This window comes from Paraburkholderia hospita, assembly GCF_002902965.1.
In the GTDB taxonomy this organism is placed as follows: domain Bacteria; phylum Pseudomonadota; class Gammaproteobacteria; order Burkholderiales; family Burkholderiaceae; genus Paraburkholderia; species Paraburkholderia hospita.
Window position 1 is genome coordinate 1,532,736 of record NZ_CP026106.1, and the last position, 14,657, is coordinate 1,547,392.

Genomic DNA, 14,657 nt, shown 5'->3' on the forward strand with positions numbered 1-14,657 from the left:
TCGGTCCGCTTGTCACGTCGCGATTCGATCGTTCGTTCGTTCATTCGTTCGATAGTCAGCGGCGGCCGATCACGAGCGCGATGCCGCCGAGTATCGCGGCCGCGCTCAACGCGAGGCGCGTGGTCAGTGGTTCGCCGAGCAGCACGATGCCGCCGATGGCGGCGATCAGCGGCACGCTCAATTGCACCGTCGCGGCCGTGGTGGCCTTGATCTCCTTCAACGCGGCGTACCAGATCACATAGCCGACACCCGACGTCAACGCGCCGGATATCGCCGCGAAAAGCAGGCCCGTTCTGTCGATCGATGCGCGCGCAAACATCGCGATGCTGATCGCCGCGGCGAAGGGAATGGCGCGGATGAAGTTGCCTGCCGTGGTGGCCGTCGGATCGGCGGCGCGTTTTCCGCGCAGCGAATACGCGCCCCACGCGATGCCGGCGTACAGCATCAGCAGCGACGCGAGCAGAGGCGGCGCGCTCACGCCGGGCAGCACGAGCGCGACGAGGCCGGCGAGCGCGCATGCGAGACCCGTCCATTGCAGCATGCGCAGACGTTCGCCGTGCCAGAGCGCATAGCCGATCATCGTCGCCTGTACCGCACCGAACAGCAGCAGTGCGCCCGTTCCCGCCGCCAGAGATACATAGGCAAACGAGAACGCCGCTGCGTACGTGAAAAGCGCGAAAGCGGAAAGCCAGGTGCCGGCGAAGGGTTGCGACTGGCCGCGGCTGCGCAGAATGATCCACAACACGATGGCAGCCGACACGATGCGCACAGACGTAAACGTTGCGGGATCGATCGACGTGCCTTTCAACGCGATGCGGCATAGCAGCGAATTGCCCGCGAAGGCGAACATGGCGACGATCGTCAGCAAGGCGATGCGCATGCGCGGCATGGTGCGTTTGGCGGAAGGGGTGGCGTCGTGGGCGTGCACGATACTTTAGCGTGAGGCGATGCGTCTACGCATGGCGCGGTGCAACGTGAATCGATGGAAGCGGGGCGTTGAAAAACAATGCCGGATAGCAACAAGACAACGATTGCTATCCGGCATGTCGGAGGCGCAGCGTTCAGGCCATTGCGGATGGCTTGATGTTCTGGTTATGGCGGAACAGGTTCTGCGGATCGTATCGGTCTTTCACTGCGACGAGCCGCGCGTAGTTCGGACCGTATGCGTCGCCCACGCGCGCGGATTCTTCTTCCGTCATGAAGTTCACGTACACGCTGCCGAGCGCGAACGGCGCCGATGCATTGAAGAACGCGCGCGACCATGCAATGCAGCGCTCGTCGTCGGCGGCTTCCGTCCAGCGGCCGTGCACGTTCATCACGTACTTCGCGTCGCGATTCGAGTAAGCCATTGCATCGGGTGCCACGCGCATCGTCTGGCCGCCAATTGCGCCGAAAAAGATCTCGCACTGCGGCGACGGCAGATTGCCGATGGCATCGACGAACGCGTCGATCAGGCCGTCGTCGAGCGTGGCGAGATTGTGCGACTTCCAGTAGTTGCGCTCGCCCGGCGTCAGTAGCGGATCGAATGCCTGTTGCCAGGCGGTGAACGGCATCGGCCCGAGATGTTCGCCGTAGGGTGTGCCGAACTTGCGCACTTCTTCGACCACGGCCGGACCGTTCGCGACAGGGCCCGTGTAGCAGACCGCAAACGCGATGATCGGCTTGCCGTGCACGTCGGCGGGCAGGAAGGGCAGCGGTGGCGCGAAGCGCGCGACGGCCCAGACGGTCAGTTCGTCCGGCCAGGTTTCGAGCGCGGCGCGGTATTTGACGAGCGCGTCGCGCGCCTGATCCATCGGCAGCACGTAGAGACCGCCATAGACCTCGGGTCCCACTTCATGCAACTTGAACTCGAACATCGTGACGACGCCGAAATTGCCGCCGCCGCCGCGAATCGCCCAGAACAGATCTTCATGCGAATCGGCGCTGCAGCGGATCGATTCGCCGTCGGCGGTGACGACATCGGCTGAAATCAGGTTGTCCACCGTCATCCCGAAGCGCCGGCTGATCCAGCCGAACCCGCCGCCAAGCGTGAGGCCCGCGACGCCCGTCGTCGAATTGATGCCGAGCGGCGTGGCGAGCCCGAAGGCTTGCGCTTCGTGATCGAAGTCGCGCAACAGACAGCCCGGCTCGACATAGGCGCGGCGCGCGACGGGATCGATGCGCGCGGACTTCATCTGCGACAGGTCGAGCACCATGCCGCCTTCGCACATGGCGCTACCCGCGATGTTGTGGCCGCCGCCGCGCACGGCGAGCAGCAATTTATTGTCGCGCGCGAAATTGACGGCGCGACGGACATCGGCCGTGCCCGCGCAGCGAACGATGATCGCGGGTCGACGGTCGATCATCCCATTCCAGATACTGCGTGCTTCATCGAACGTTGGATCGCCGGGCAATACGACCTGGCCCCGCGTGAGAGCTTTGAATTCGTCGATTGCACTGCTGGACAGATTCGCCATGCTACACCTCCGGTACGGACAAACAACGTCCGAACCCCTCGATCATGTCTGATCAAAGTAGTTCGGACGACCTGGCTTTCGTTCAGTAAACGAGGCTGACCGGCGCTCACAAATTAACGTATACCCGCACGCCTTCGCGTTTCATCCAGGTTCCTTTGAATACGGGCTAGCACACGTGAAAAGCCCGAAAAACAGGGCCCTTTCTGAAAAGACTCGCGGATGGAGTGCTTCGTAAATAGTGAGTTCTCGCTCGTGCTCGCTCACGCAGCGACGTTTTTCAACTGTGCCGGACGAACCATCAGAAACACTAAGCCTGCTGTCGTTTCATCGCGCGAACATCAAACGCATGCGATTGACTCGCGCACGCGGATTGCGGTTTTCCGGACCGGCGGTTTCGACAGCTCAGACGAATTGCACTGCCGCCCGGTGCACCGCATTTCTTCTGTTACGCTGACCGCCAACTTGCTCACTGTAAGTAAACCAGCATCAATGCGTAATAGATTGTTCTACTGTCCGTAAGTACAGTAGATGGTGATTGTTCACGTTTTGTATGGTTAACCCCGATTTAAACGTAAACGAACAAAAGAGAACATTGTTGCTGTTGTTTTGATTTCCTTTTTGAACATGGGCCGTGTGGCCTGTTTTTGAAGTGCCCGAATAAAAACCATCGGGACAATGGATCGATAACAGCTTCTCCGGCGCCCGTGCGGCGCTATCCCTTGCCCTGCCTCTCGTCAGCAAACCGGGCCGCGCCTTGCGGTGCCCGGCGTATGTGAACGCCCGTAGTCGAATTACTGCTGTCGCCGTACCAAAGCATCTGCATTTGCGTCGAAGCCGCGGTTGAACAAAGAACAAGCAGAAGAAAAGCGAAGCTGCATCAGAAGCATCGAACAAAGGAGAGCAATTTGGTTTTGGAACTCGAGCGGGTCACCGTCGTTTCGGGCGGGCTGACGCATCTGTACGGCGTCGATCTGCGGCTCGTCCCGGGGGCGATCAATGTGCTGCTGGGTCCCACTCAGGCAGGCAAGACCACGTTGATGCGCGTTATGGCAGGACTCGACAGGCCCACGACGGGGCGCGTGCTGGCCGACGGCCAGGACGTGACGGGCGTGAGCGTGCGTCAGCGCAACCTCGCCATGGTCTATCAGCAGTTCATCAACTATCCCGCGATGACGGTGTTCGACAACATCGCGTCGCCGCTCAAGCTGCAAAAGACGGAAGCGGGCGAAATACGCCGCCGCGTGAACGAGGTCGCGTCGAAGCTGCACATCGAGCATCTGCTCGACCGGCGTCCCGGCGAGCTGTCGGGTGGCCAGCAGCAGCGTTGCGCATTGGCGCGCGCGCTCGTCAAGCGCACGTCGCTCGTGCTGCTCGACGAACCGCTCGTGAATCTCGACTACAAGTTGCGCGAGGAATTGCGCGCCGAACTCACGACACTCTTTTCCGACGGCAAGACCACGGTCGTCTATGCGACGACGGATCCGCTCGAAGCGCTGCTGCTAGGCGGCTACACGGCCGTCGTCGACAAGGGCCGCGTGCTGCAGTTCGGCCCGACCCTCGACGTCTACAACGCGCCCGCGAATGTCGATGTCGCCGCCGTTTTCAACGATCCGCCCATGAACATGCTGACGAGCGAACTGCTCGAGAGCGGCGACGCGCGTCTGCCCATCGGCATCGACGTGCCCGTGCGCCGCGCCGCGGCCACGGCTGTCGGAACGGGCACCTGCCGGATCGGCATCCGGCCTGGCCATTTGCGTCTTGCGCCGCGCAACGCGCATTCGATTGCCGTGCCCTGTCTGCTCGAACTCGCCGAACTGAGCGGCTCGGAAACGTACCTTCACTTGCATACACGTCACGGCGGCATCGATCTCGTCGCGCAATTGCAAGGCGTGCATCAGATCGCGCTCGGCACGCAGCTCGACGTCTATATCGACCCCGACGAACTGTTCGTGTTCGGCGCGGACGCCAATCTTGTCGCGCGTCCCAAGGTGCAGGAGGTGGCATATGGCGCGCATTGAGTTTCAGAATCTCGGTCACGCGTACCGGCCAAACCCCGCCTCGCTCGACGACTACGCACTGCAGCCGATGAGCATGGTGTGGGAAGACGGCGGCGCATACGCGCTGCTCGGTCCTTCGGGTTGCGGCAAATCGACGTTGCTCAATATCGTGTCGGGCCTGTTGACGCCATCGGAAGGCAAAGTGCTTTTCAATGGACGCGATGTCACCGTACAAGGCGCGCGCGAACGCAATATCGCGCAGGTGTTCCAGTTTCCGGTGATCTACGACACGATGACCGTGTTCGACAATCTCGCCTTTCCGCTGCGCAATCGCGGGCTGCCTGCCGCCGAAGTCCGCACGCGCGTACATGAAGTGGCCGACATTCTCGACATGGCGCGTGAGTTGCCGCGCAAGGCGAGCAACCTGTCGGCGGATGCGAAGCAGAAGATTTCGCTTGGACGCGGACTCGTGCGCAAGGATGTGGCGGCGATTCTTTTCGACGAACCGCTGACCGTCATCGATCCGCACATGAAATGGATGCTGCGGCGTCAGCTGAAGAAGATCCACCAGCAATTGAAGCTCACGCTGATCTACGTGACGCACGATCAGGTCGAAGCGCTGACATTCGCGGATGAAGTGGTCGTGATGACGAATGGGCGCGTCGTGCAAAAGGGCGGGCCTGAAGCGCTGTTTCTTCGCCCCGATCATGCGTTTGTCGGCTATTTCATCGGCAGTCCGGGGATGAACCTGTGCCCCGTGAGTCTCGATGAAGGCGCGATCAAGCTGGGCTCGCAGCGCGTCGCCGTCGACGCGAATACGCTCGCGACCCTCAAGGGCACGAACGGCGATCTGAAGCTCGGCATTCGGCCCGAGTTCGTGCGTCTCGCTAGCGACGGCGAAGCGGGCGCAGTCCGCGCGCAAGTCACGCGCGCGCAGCAGCTCGGCAACTATCAGCTCGTGACGGCGAACTGCGAAGGTCACATCTTCAACGCAAAGATGGAGCCGAATTTGCGCGTCGTGGATGGCCCCGTGTGGTTGCGCGTCGCTGCGCCCGAAACCGTCTATTTCAGCAACGACGAACGCATTGCGGTGCGAGCCGCAGGAGGCGCGTGATGAAGCCGCTCAACCAGAAGGCGTGGCTGCTCGTCGTGCCTGTTTTCATTTGCGTCGCGTTCTCCGCGATCCTGCCGCTGATGACGGTCGTCAACTACTCGGTGCAGGACATCATCAGCCCGACGCAGCATGTGTTCGTCGGTACCGAATGGTTTCGCAACATCATGACCGATCCCGATCTGCGCGGCGCATTGGGCAGGCAGATCATTTTCTCGGCGTGTGTATTGCTGTTCGAAATTCCGCTCGGCGTTGGGCTTGCACTCGCGATGCCGGCCTCCGGCTGGCGCGCATCGGCGGCCCTCGTCGTGCTCGCGATGCCGCTGCTGATTCCATGGAATGTGGTCGGCACGATCTGGCAGATCTTCGGCCGGCCCGATATCGGTCTGCTCGGCTACGTACTCAATCGCATCGGCGTCGACTACAACTACACGGCGAGTCCCACCGACGCATGGGTCACCGTGCTCGTAATGGATATCTGGCACTGGACGCCGCTCGTTGCATTGCTCTGCTATGCAGGGTTGCGCGCGATTCCCGATGCGTTTTATCAGGCCGCGGAAATCGACGGTGCAAGCCGCTTTGCGGTGTTTCGCTATATCCAGCTGCCGAAGATGCGCGGCGTACTGATGATCGCGGTGCTATTGCGCTTCATGGACAGCTTCATGATCTATACGGAGCCATTCGTGCTGACGGGGGGCGGTCCGGGCGACTCGACCACATTTCTGAGCCAGTACCTGACGCAAAAGGCCGTCGGTCAATTCGATCTCGGCCCTGCGGCGGCTTTTTCGCTGATCTACTTCCTGATCATCCTGTTGCTCTGTTTCATTCTCTACAACTGGATGGAGCGCGTCGGCAAGGGCGGTCCTGCAACGACGGGAGAAGACAATGCGTGATAACCGCCGCTGGATACGCGGGCTCGTCTTGCTCGGCTATATCGCGTTCGCGTTGATTCCGCTGTACTGGATGCTGTCGATCTCGCTGCGCACGAACGAAGAAACGATGTCGGCGTTCTCGATCTGGCCGCATCACGTGACATTCGACAACTTCAAGGTGATCTTCACGGACCCGTCGTGGTACTGGGGTTACATCAATTCGATCATTTATGTATTGATGAATACGGTGATGTCGGTGCTCGTCGCGTTACCGGCCGCGTACGCGTTCTCGCGTTATCGCTTTCTCGGCGACAAGCACATGTTCTTCTGGTTGCTCACCAACCGGATGACGCCGCCCGCCGTGTTCCTTTTGCCGTTCTTCCAGCTGTATTCGAGCGTCGGGCTGATGGACACGTATGTCGCCGTCGCGCTCGCGCACATGCTGTTCAATGTGCCGCTCGCGGTATGGATACTCGAAGGCTTCATGTCGGGCGTTTCGCGTGAAATCGATGAGACCGCGTATATCGACGGCTATTCGTTCCCTGCATTCTTCATCAAGATCTTTCTGCCTTTGATCAAGGCGGGTGTCGGCGTGACGGCGTTCTTCTGCTTCATGTTCAGCTGGGTCGAGTTGCTGCTTGCGCGCACGCTGACCACCGTCAACGCAAAGCCGATTGCCGCTGTGATGACGCGCACGGTATCGGCGGCGGGTATGGATTGGGGCGTGCTGTCCGCAGCCGGTGTGCTGACCATCATTCCCGGCGCGCTCGTTATTTACTTCGTGCGCAACTACATCGCGAAGGGCTTTGCGATGGGGAGAGTGTGATGTTCACGTGGATGTACTGGACACCCGAAGTCGGGATCTTCTTTGGCTGCGTCGTCGCGATGCTCGCAGGCATGACGCTGTGGGAGTTTCGCGCGCCGACTATCGAACGCAAAGGCTTTTTGCCGATTGCGACCACGCGTGGCGACAGGCTCTTTATCGGACTGTTGACGGCGGCCTATGTGAATCTCGCGTGGATTGCGATTAGCGGCGAAGGCGCCAGCGCATGGCCGGGCTTTGCGGCGTCTGTCGTCGTGCTGCTCGTGATCATGTGGAAGGGATAAAGCGTCAAGAATAAACCGGTTTCGTTGATGCCCCGGGCGGCAACCGGCTGATGATCCAAAGGGGTGTGGAGACACAGGAGAAGACCATGCAACACAGGAGACGGATCGTCGCGCTCGCAGTGGCAGGAGTGGTCGCGGGGGCTTGTGCGAATCACGCTGCACTGGCGGGTACGCCAGAAGCGCAGAAATGGGTCGATAGCGAATTCCAGCCCAGCACGCTGAGCAAGCAGCAGCAGATGGACGAAATGAAATGGTTCATCGATACGGCTGCAAAACTCAAATCGCAAGGCGTCAAGGAAGTGCACGTGGTGTCGGAAACGATCGACACGCATATGTATGAATCGAAGACGCTTGCCAAGGCATTCACGGAAATCACGGGTATTCAGGTCAAGCACGACATCATTCAGGAAGGCGATGTCGTCGAAAAGCTGCAGACGTCGATGCAATCCGGTCAAAGTATTTACGACGGCTGGATTTCGGACTCGGATCTGATCGGCACGCACTATCGTTATGGCGTGATTGTGCCGCTGTCCGATTACATGGCGGGCGAGGGCAAGGAGTACACGAATCCGGGCCTCGATCTGAAGGACTTCATTGGCACGAGCTTCACGACCGCGCCGGATAAAAAGCTCTATCAGTTGCCCGACCAGCAGTTCGCCAATCTGTACTGGTTCCGCGCGGACTGGTTTGCGCGCAAAGATCTGCAGGACAAGTTCAAGGCGAAGTATGGCTACGATCTCGGCGTGCCCGTGAACTGGTCCGCGTATGAAGATATTGCCGACTTCTTCACGAACGACGTGAAGACCGTCGACGGTGAAAAGGTCTACGGCCACATGGACTACGGCAAGAAAGACCCGTCGCTTGGATGGCGCTTCACAGACGCGTGGCTTTCGATGGCGGGCGAAGCCGATAAAGGCATTCCGAACGGCATACCCGTCGACGAATGGGGCATTCGCGTGACGCCGGATGGTTGCCATCCCGTTGGTGCATCCGTGTCGCGCGGCGGCGGCACGAATAGCCCGGCTGCCGTCTTCGCGACCACCAAGTACGTCGACTGGCTGAAAAAATATGCGCCGCCGGAAGCGTCCGGCATGACGTTCAGCGAGGCGGGCCCGGTTCCCGCGCAAGGCAAGATCGCGCAGCAGATCTTCTGGTACACGGCGTTCACGGCGTCGATGCTCAAGCCCGGAAACGTGACGAATGCAGATGGCACGCCGAAGTGGCGCATGGCGCCGTCGCCGCATGGCCCGTACTGGAAGGACGGCATGCAGAACGGCTATCAGGACGTCGGCTCGTGGACCTTCTTCAAGTCGACGCCCGCGAACCAGCGTGCTGCCGCATGGCTTTACGCGCAATTCGTGACGTCAAAGTCGGTGTCGTTGAAGAAGTCGATTGTCGGTCTCACGTTCATTCGCGACTCAGACATTCATAGCGATTACTTCACGAAGAACGCCGACAAGTACGGCGGCCTGATCGAGTTCTATCGCAGCCCGGCGCGTGTCGCGTGGACGCCGACGGGCAACAACGTGCCGGATTATCCGAAGATGGCGCAGCTCTGGTGGAAGAACGTCGCGACAGCGGCTGCTGGCGAGAAGACGCCGCAAGCCGCGATGGACAGCCTCGCGAAGGAAATGGACCAGGTGCTGGGCCGTTTGCAGCGCGCCGGCATGAAGGTGTGCGCGCCGGAATTGAACCCGGAAAGCGATCCGTCGAAATGGCTCTCGGATCAGCATGCGCCCTGGAAGAAGCTCGCGAACGAAAAGCCGAAGGGCGAAACGGTCAAGTACGACCAGCTGCTCGCGGCATGGAAGGCGGGCAAGGTTCGCTAATTATTTGACGTAGAAAAGCGGGAAGGTTGAGGCGGGCGGTGTCGAAAGACGCCGCCCGTTTTTTATTGGTTTTATGCCGCAAGAGCGCGCGATTAAACAGGCGCGACCCGTTCATCAATCGAAAGCAAATTGTCATTTAAACGTTTGATGCATAAAGACCACATATGCCTTACGGATGATTGCGAACCATTACTGTTCATGTAATGATACCGATTCTCATTTAGATGTGACCGGCCGGAATCCGTTGCCAGGCGGGCCAGTTCGCGAAATTTGCGAACCTGACGGGCAGGCACCGCTCGTTACACATAAAAAATTCAGTTACAACGACAGGGAATCGTGATGCTTCGAACCACGCCACTCGCAGCGGCCGTCATGGCCGTCTTTGCGACGCCGCTCTTTGCTCAAACGACGACGCCGGCCACACCGGCAGCACAGGTTGCCCAGGCTGCAACGTCCGCTTCTCCCGCCAGCCAGCCCTCGGCCAGCCAGCCTTCCGAAAGCAACACACTGCCCGCCGTCAAGGTGACGGGGCAGGTCGACAACGCCACCGACTTCCAGTCCGACACATCCAGTGTCGGCGCCAAGGTACCGACCGCGCTGCGCGATATTCCGCAGGCCGTCACCGTCATACCGAAGGCCGTGCTCCAGTCGCAGGCTGCGAACTCGTTCTCCGACGCGCTGCGCAACGTGCCCGGCATCACGATCGGCGCCGCCGAAGGCGGCCAGATCGGCAACAACATCAACCTGCGCGGCTTCTCGGCGCGTACCGACATCTACCTCGACGGTTTCCGCGATCGCGGCCAGTACTATCGCGACACGTTCAACCTCGACTCGATCGACGTGCTGTACGGTCCTTCGTCGCTGTACTTCGGACGCGGTTCGACGGGCGGCGTGATCAATCAGGTCAGCAAGGAGCCGCAGCTGAAAAAGCGCGCCGACGTCTCGGTGCAGGCGGGTACGCATGACCGTTACCGCACCACGGTCGACCTCGACACGCCGATCACCGATACCTCCGCGTTCCGTATCAACGCATTCGGCCAGAGCCTCGGTTCGTCGCGCGATGTGATGAAGAACAAGGACTATGGCGTCGCGCCCGAAGTGAAGTTCGGCATCGGCACGCCGACGGAAATCACGCTGTCCGCGCTGATCCAGCACAACCGCGATCAGCCCGACTACGGCGTTCCGCCGCTGAACGGCCATCCCGCACCGGTGAATCGCGGCACGTTCTACGGCTACACCGACGACCGCACGATTCAGGACGTGCAGACGTTCAGCGCGCGCATCAAGCACCGCTTCAACGAAGACGTGACAGTGCGCAACCAGACGCAGTTCAGCCACTACAGCACGGAAGCACGCGCGACCAATGCGGCGTCGGTGCTGACGGGGCCGCTCTCGACGTCGACGGCGCTCGCCAACGGCAACTTCACGAACATCGATCCGTCGAAGCTGTTCGTGAAGCTGCAGGGCAAGGACCGCAACATTAACGACCATTCGGTCTACAACTCGACCGACGTCGAGTGGAAGTTCAACACGGGGCCGGTCAAACATGACCTGCTCGCCGGCGTCGATCTGAGCCACGAAACGTACAGCAACCAGAGCTTCACGGCGACTTCGCCGGGCATGACGTCGAACACGATCGGTGTCGTGCCGCTGATCAATCCGCCGTACACGACGCGTCCCGCGAACGTGAAGGAAGTGGCGACCAATCTCGCGGAATCGAGCGCGAATGACGTGGGCCTGTATTTGAACGACACGATCTCGCTTGGCGAGCACTGGAAGGTGGTGGGCGGCGTGCGCTGGGACCGCTACGAAGCGTCGATCAAGAACTCGATCAACCTGCCGGGTTACGCGACGCAGACCAATTACTTCACCAGCGTGCGCGGCGGCATCATTTATCAACCGGCCGACTGGCAGTCGTACTACGTGTCGTATGGCACGTCGTTCGATCCGTCGCTCGAAGCGCTGACGCTGACCAACGGCCAGCAGAACCTGCCGCCGGAGCACAACAAGTCGTATGAAGTCGGCGCGAAGCTGGATCTGCTCGGCGGCGGCCTGTCGGTGACGCAATCGCTGTTCAGCATCGAGAAGACGAATGCACGTACCGCAAACCCCGACGGCAGCTACACGCTCGACGGCGATATTCGCGTGCGCGGCTATCAGCTCGGCCTGGCCGGCCACATCACGAGCAACTGGCAGGTGTTCGGCGGCTATACGTACATGGACGGCGTGATTCTGCAGGCGTTCGACGGCACACAAGGCAAGACGCCCGCGAATACGCCGCGCAATACGCTGACGTTGTGGACGACGTATCAGTTCACGCCGCATTGGGAAATCGGCGGCGGTCCGACGTACATGTCGTCGCGCTATGCGGCGAACAACAACTTCGTGCAGGTTGGCGGCTACACGCGCTGGGATGCGATGGCCGCGTATCACGCGAAGCGTTACGACGTCCAGATCAACGTGTTGAACCTGACCGACAAGAACTACTACGACGCGCTGATTCCGTCCGACGGCGGACGCGCGGTGCCGGGTTACGGCCGTACGTTCCTCGCGACGCTAAACTATCGCTTCTTCTGATCGCACGAAGCGATAGCCCACGGCACGCCGCGCGCTCGCCCGCATGAAGCGATTCATGCGGAGGCGCGCGGCGCTGCTGCTTATGCAGGAACGTTGAACCATGATTGTCTCGATCCCGGACGTACTGAGTCCCGCCGAAGCCGCCGCGATGCGCGCGGCGCTCGAAGCCAGCGACGCATGGGTGGATGGCCGCGCGACGGCCAGCTACCAGGGCGCGCCCGTCAAGCGCAACCAGCAGATCGCGGAAGGCTCGCAGATCGCTCTGGAAATGGGTGACCGGATTGTCGCGTCGCTGGAGCGTCATCCGCTGTTCATCAGCGCCGCGCTGCCGAACAAGGTGTATCCGCCGCTCTTCAACCGCTACGAAGGCGGGATGCACTTCGGCAGTCATGTCGACGGCGCGATCCGGCTCGTGCCGGGCAGCGGCGTGCGCGTACGCACCGATATTTCGATCACGCTGTTTCTCACGCCGCCGGACGAATACGACGGCGGCGAACTGCTGGTCGAAGATACCTTCGGCGTGCAGGAAGTGAAGCTGCCTGCCGGACACGCCATTGTGTATCCGGGCACGAGCCTGCATCAGGTGCGGCCCGTGACGCGTGGTGCACGCGTGTCGAGTTTCTTCTGGGCGCAAAGCCTCGTGCGCGACGACACGCAACGCGCGATGCTGTTCGATCTCGACGGCGCGATACAACGCCTCAATGCATCGAACGGCGATGAAGCGGCGCGCCGCACACTGGTGGGCTGTTACCACAACCTGCTGCGCATGTGGAGCGAGACCTGAGCGTTACGCCGGCCGTCGCGCCACGGTCGTCGTCTTTTGCGGACTGCGCCCGCTTTGCAGCAGGAACACACCGCCGAGAATGCAGGCCATCGCGAGCAGATCGAGCGGATGAATCGGTTCATGCGCGAGCAGCACGCCGATTCCCAGCGCAATGACGGGCGGAATATACGTGACGCTCGAAGCCGCGAGCGCGCCGAGCCGTTGCACGATGAAGTAGTACAGGATATACGCGACGCCCGTGCCGAGCAGTCCGAGCCCGAGCACGAGGCCGACGGTGGCGCGCGCGTCGTGCGCGATGCGGGTGATGCCGTCGAATGGCGTCACGCAGGCAATCGTCAACAGCGCAAAGCCGATTTGCCACGTGGACAGCGCGACGGGCGACATGTCGAGCTTCGACAGAAAGCGCCGTGCGTAGACGAATGAGCAGCCCACGCTCAGCGAGCCCGCCGCCATATACGCGACGCCGCTCAGATCGACGCTCGCGACGGCGCCATTCCACGGCCGCGCGATCATCAACACGCCAACGAAACCGCACACCACGCCGACCATCATGCGTGGGCTGGGTCGTTCCGCGCGCAACAGCGCCCACGCGCAGACGAACGAGAAAAGCGGAATGGCGCCGCTCAACATGCCCGCCACGCTCGACAGCAACAGCGACGCGCCTTTGGCAAACGCATAGTAGTAAACGCTCGTCGCGAGCAGCGACATCACGACGAAGTGGTGTGCATGGCGCAGCTGTTTCCATGCGAGCGCTTTCGTCGCGAACGCGTAGACGAGCAGCGGTAAAAACCCGAACAGCACGCGCAAGAACACGATCTGCGCGGGCGTGATCCATAGGCTGGCCCACTTCATAAAAAGAAAATTGCTGCCCCAGATCAGGCCGAGCAGCGCGAACGCGAGATAAGCGGGATTCATGGCAAACACCATCGGATGCAAGGACGATGCGCCGATTGTGCTGCGCGCACGGATGCGGTACAAACGATTTGTTCTCGTCGATACTGCAGAAAAACTATCCTATGTCCGGAATGCCACCTCTAAAGGCGCTGATCGCGTTCGAGTCTGCGATGCGTCTAAACAGTTTTTCTGCAGCTTCCGATGAACTGCACGTGACACCTGGCGCAGTTGGCCAGCAGATCCAGAAGCTCGAGGCGTGGCTCGGCGTCGCACTGTTCGCGCGTCAGGTGCGGCAGATCATCCCAACGGATGAAGCGCGCGCCTACTACGCACAGATTCAACCCGCGCTCGCGCAGATCATGCATGCGAGCCGCCGCGTGCGCGAGAACCAGAGCAAGGGCGTGCGCGTGTCGATGCCGCCCAGCTTCGCGGCCAAATGGTTCGCGCCGCGCATGACGGACTTTCTGATCGCGCATCCGGACATCGCGCTGGAGCTGAATACGACGACCGCGATGGTCGATTTCGAATTGCAGTCGATCGATCTGGCCGTGCGCTATTTCGACGGCAACGCGCCCGATCTGCACGTGCAACTGTTGCATGCCGATGAAGCGCGCGTCTATTGCAGCCCATCGTATGCGAGGCGGCTGAAGCTGAAAGCCCCCGACGATCTGCAACGCGCAACGCTGTTGCACAACACGCTGCATCCGCACTGGACGACGTGGCTGAAGAAATTCAGCAAGCTGTCCGCGCGGCAGATCGACGGCATGGCGGGCATTCATTTCGACCAGTCGCTGATGGCGATCGAGGCCGCCGCGCGGGGACAGGGTGTCGTGCTGACGAGCGCGGTATTGACGGAAGCGGAGACGGCGGCGAATTCGCTGATCGATCCATTCGGTCAGAGTCTGCCTTTGAAGACCGCGTACTACCTCGTACATCCAAAGTCGATCGAACTCAAGCCAGGTGCGGCGACCTTGAGGGCGTGGTTTATCGGCGAGCCATAAGCAGAACGCCCGCTTTAGAGAGCGGGCGT

The 14,657-nt window shown here is 60.9% G+C and carries 12 protein-coding genes; 9 read left to right on the top strand and 3 right to left on the bottom strand.

Annotated features, from left to right (window positions below):
* Nucleotides 1–55: 55 nt before the first annotated feature.
* Nucleotides 56–889 (bottom strand): DMT family transporter, encoded by an 834-nt coding sequence (locus C2L64_RS25225; RefSeq protein ID WP_007587585.1) that lies wholly within the window; start codon nucleotides 887–889, stop codon nucleotides 56–58.
* A 172-nt stretch (nucleotides 890–1,061) separates the two neighbouring features.
* Nucleotides 1,062–2,456 carry an FAD-binding oxidoreductase gene (locus tag C2L64_RS25230; protein ID WP_007587586.1) on the bottom strand — a complete coding sequence of 465 codons (1,395 nt, stop codon included), beginning with the start codon at nucleotides 2,454–2,456 and terminating at the stop codon, nucleotides 1,062–1,064.
* 905 nt (nucleotides 2,457–3,361) lie between these two features.
* Here C2L64_RS25230 and C2L64_RS25235 point away from each other — a divergent pair.
* The 8 genes from C2L64_RS25235 to C2L64_RS25270 all read left to right on the top strand — a co-directional run bounded on the left by C2L64_RS25235 (nucleotide 3,362) and on the right by C2L64_RS25270 (nucleotide 12,733).
* On the top strand, nucleotides 3,362–4,474 hold the full coding sequence (locus C2L64_RS25235) for an ABC transporter ATP-binding protein (protein ID WP_007587587.1): 1,113 nt from the start codon (nucleotides 3,362–3,364) through the stop codon (nucleotides 4,472–4,474).
* A complete protein-coding gene (locus C2L64_RS25240) occupies nucleotides 4,461–5,567 on the top strand; it encodes an ABC transporter ATP-binding protein (RefSeq protein ID WP_007587588.1) in 1,107 nt (368 codons plus the stop codon). Before C2L64_RS25235 ends, C2L64_RS25240 begins: the two co-directional genes overlap by 14 nt.
* Entirely contained in the window at nucleotides 5,564–6,457 is an 894-nt protein-coding gene (locus C2L64_RS25245) for a carbohydrate ABC transporter permease (protein ID WP_035537215.1), read from the top strand. Before C2L64_RS25240 ends, C2L64_RS25245 begins: the two co-directional genes overlap by 4 nt.
* A complete protein-coding gene (locus C2L64_RS25250; RefSeq protein ID WP_007587601.1) occupies nucleotides 6,450–7,262 on the top strand; it encodes a carbohydrate ABC transporter permease in 813 nt (270 codons plus the stop codon). The genes C2L64_RS25245 and C2L64_RS25250 overlap by 8 nt, the downstream gene beginning before the upstream one ends.
* Nucleotides 7,262–7,543 (top strand): DUF2160 domain-containing protein, encoded by a 282-nt coding sequence (locus tag C2L64_RS25255; protein WP_007587602.1) that lies wholly within the window; start codon nucleotides 7,262–7,264, stop codon nucleotides 7,541–7,543. The genes C2L64_RS25250 and C2L64_RS25255 overlap by 1 nt, the downstream gene beginning before the upstream one ends.
* A gap of 86 nt (nucleotides 7,544–7,629) precedes the next feature.
* Nucleotides 7,630–9,372, top strand: a complete 1,743-nt coding sequence (locus C2L64_RS25260) for an ABC transporter substrate-binding protein (RefSeq protein ID WP_007587603.1) — start codon at nucleotides 7,630–7,632, stop codon at nucleotides 9,370–9,372.
* 339 nt (nucleotides 9,373–9,711) lie between these two features.
* On the top strand, nucleotides 9,712–11,949 hold the full coding sequence (locus C2L64_RS25265) for a TonB-dependent receptor (RefSeq protein WP_007744082.1): 2,238 nt from the start codon (nucleotides 9,712–9,714) through the stop codon (nucleotides 11,947–11,949).
* A 100-nt stretch (nucleotides 11,950–12,049) separates the two neighbouring features.
* Nucleotides 12,050–12,733 carry a Fe2+-dependent dioxygenase gene (locus C2L64_RS25270; RefSeq protein ID WP_103153722.1) on the top strand — a complete coding sequence of 228 codons (684 nt, stop codon included), beginning with the start codon at nucleotides 12,050–12,052 and terminating at the stop codon, nucleotides 12,731–12,733.
* A gap of 3 nt (nucleotides 12,734–12,736) precedes the next feature.
* Here C2L64_RS25270 and C2L64_RS25275 read toward each other — a convergent pair whose 3' ends face one another.
* Nucleotides 12,737–13,648, bottom strand: coding sequence for a DMT family transporter (locus C2L64_RS25275; protein WP_039901341.1), 912 nt, complete (start codon nucleotides 13,646–13,648; stop codon nucleotides 12,737–12,739).
* 101 nt (nucleotides 13,649–13,749) lie between these two features.
* Between C2L64_RS25275 and C2L64_RS25280 the strand changes: the two genes are divergently transcribed.
* On the top strand, nucleotides 13,750–14,628 hold the full coding sequence (locus C2L64_RS25280; RefSeq protein ID WP_039901337.1) for a LysR substrate-binding domain-containing protein: 879 nt from the start codon (nucleotides 13,750–13,752) through the stop codon (nucleotides 14,626–14,628).
* Nucleotides 14,629–14,657: the final 29 nt, after the last annotated feature.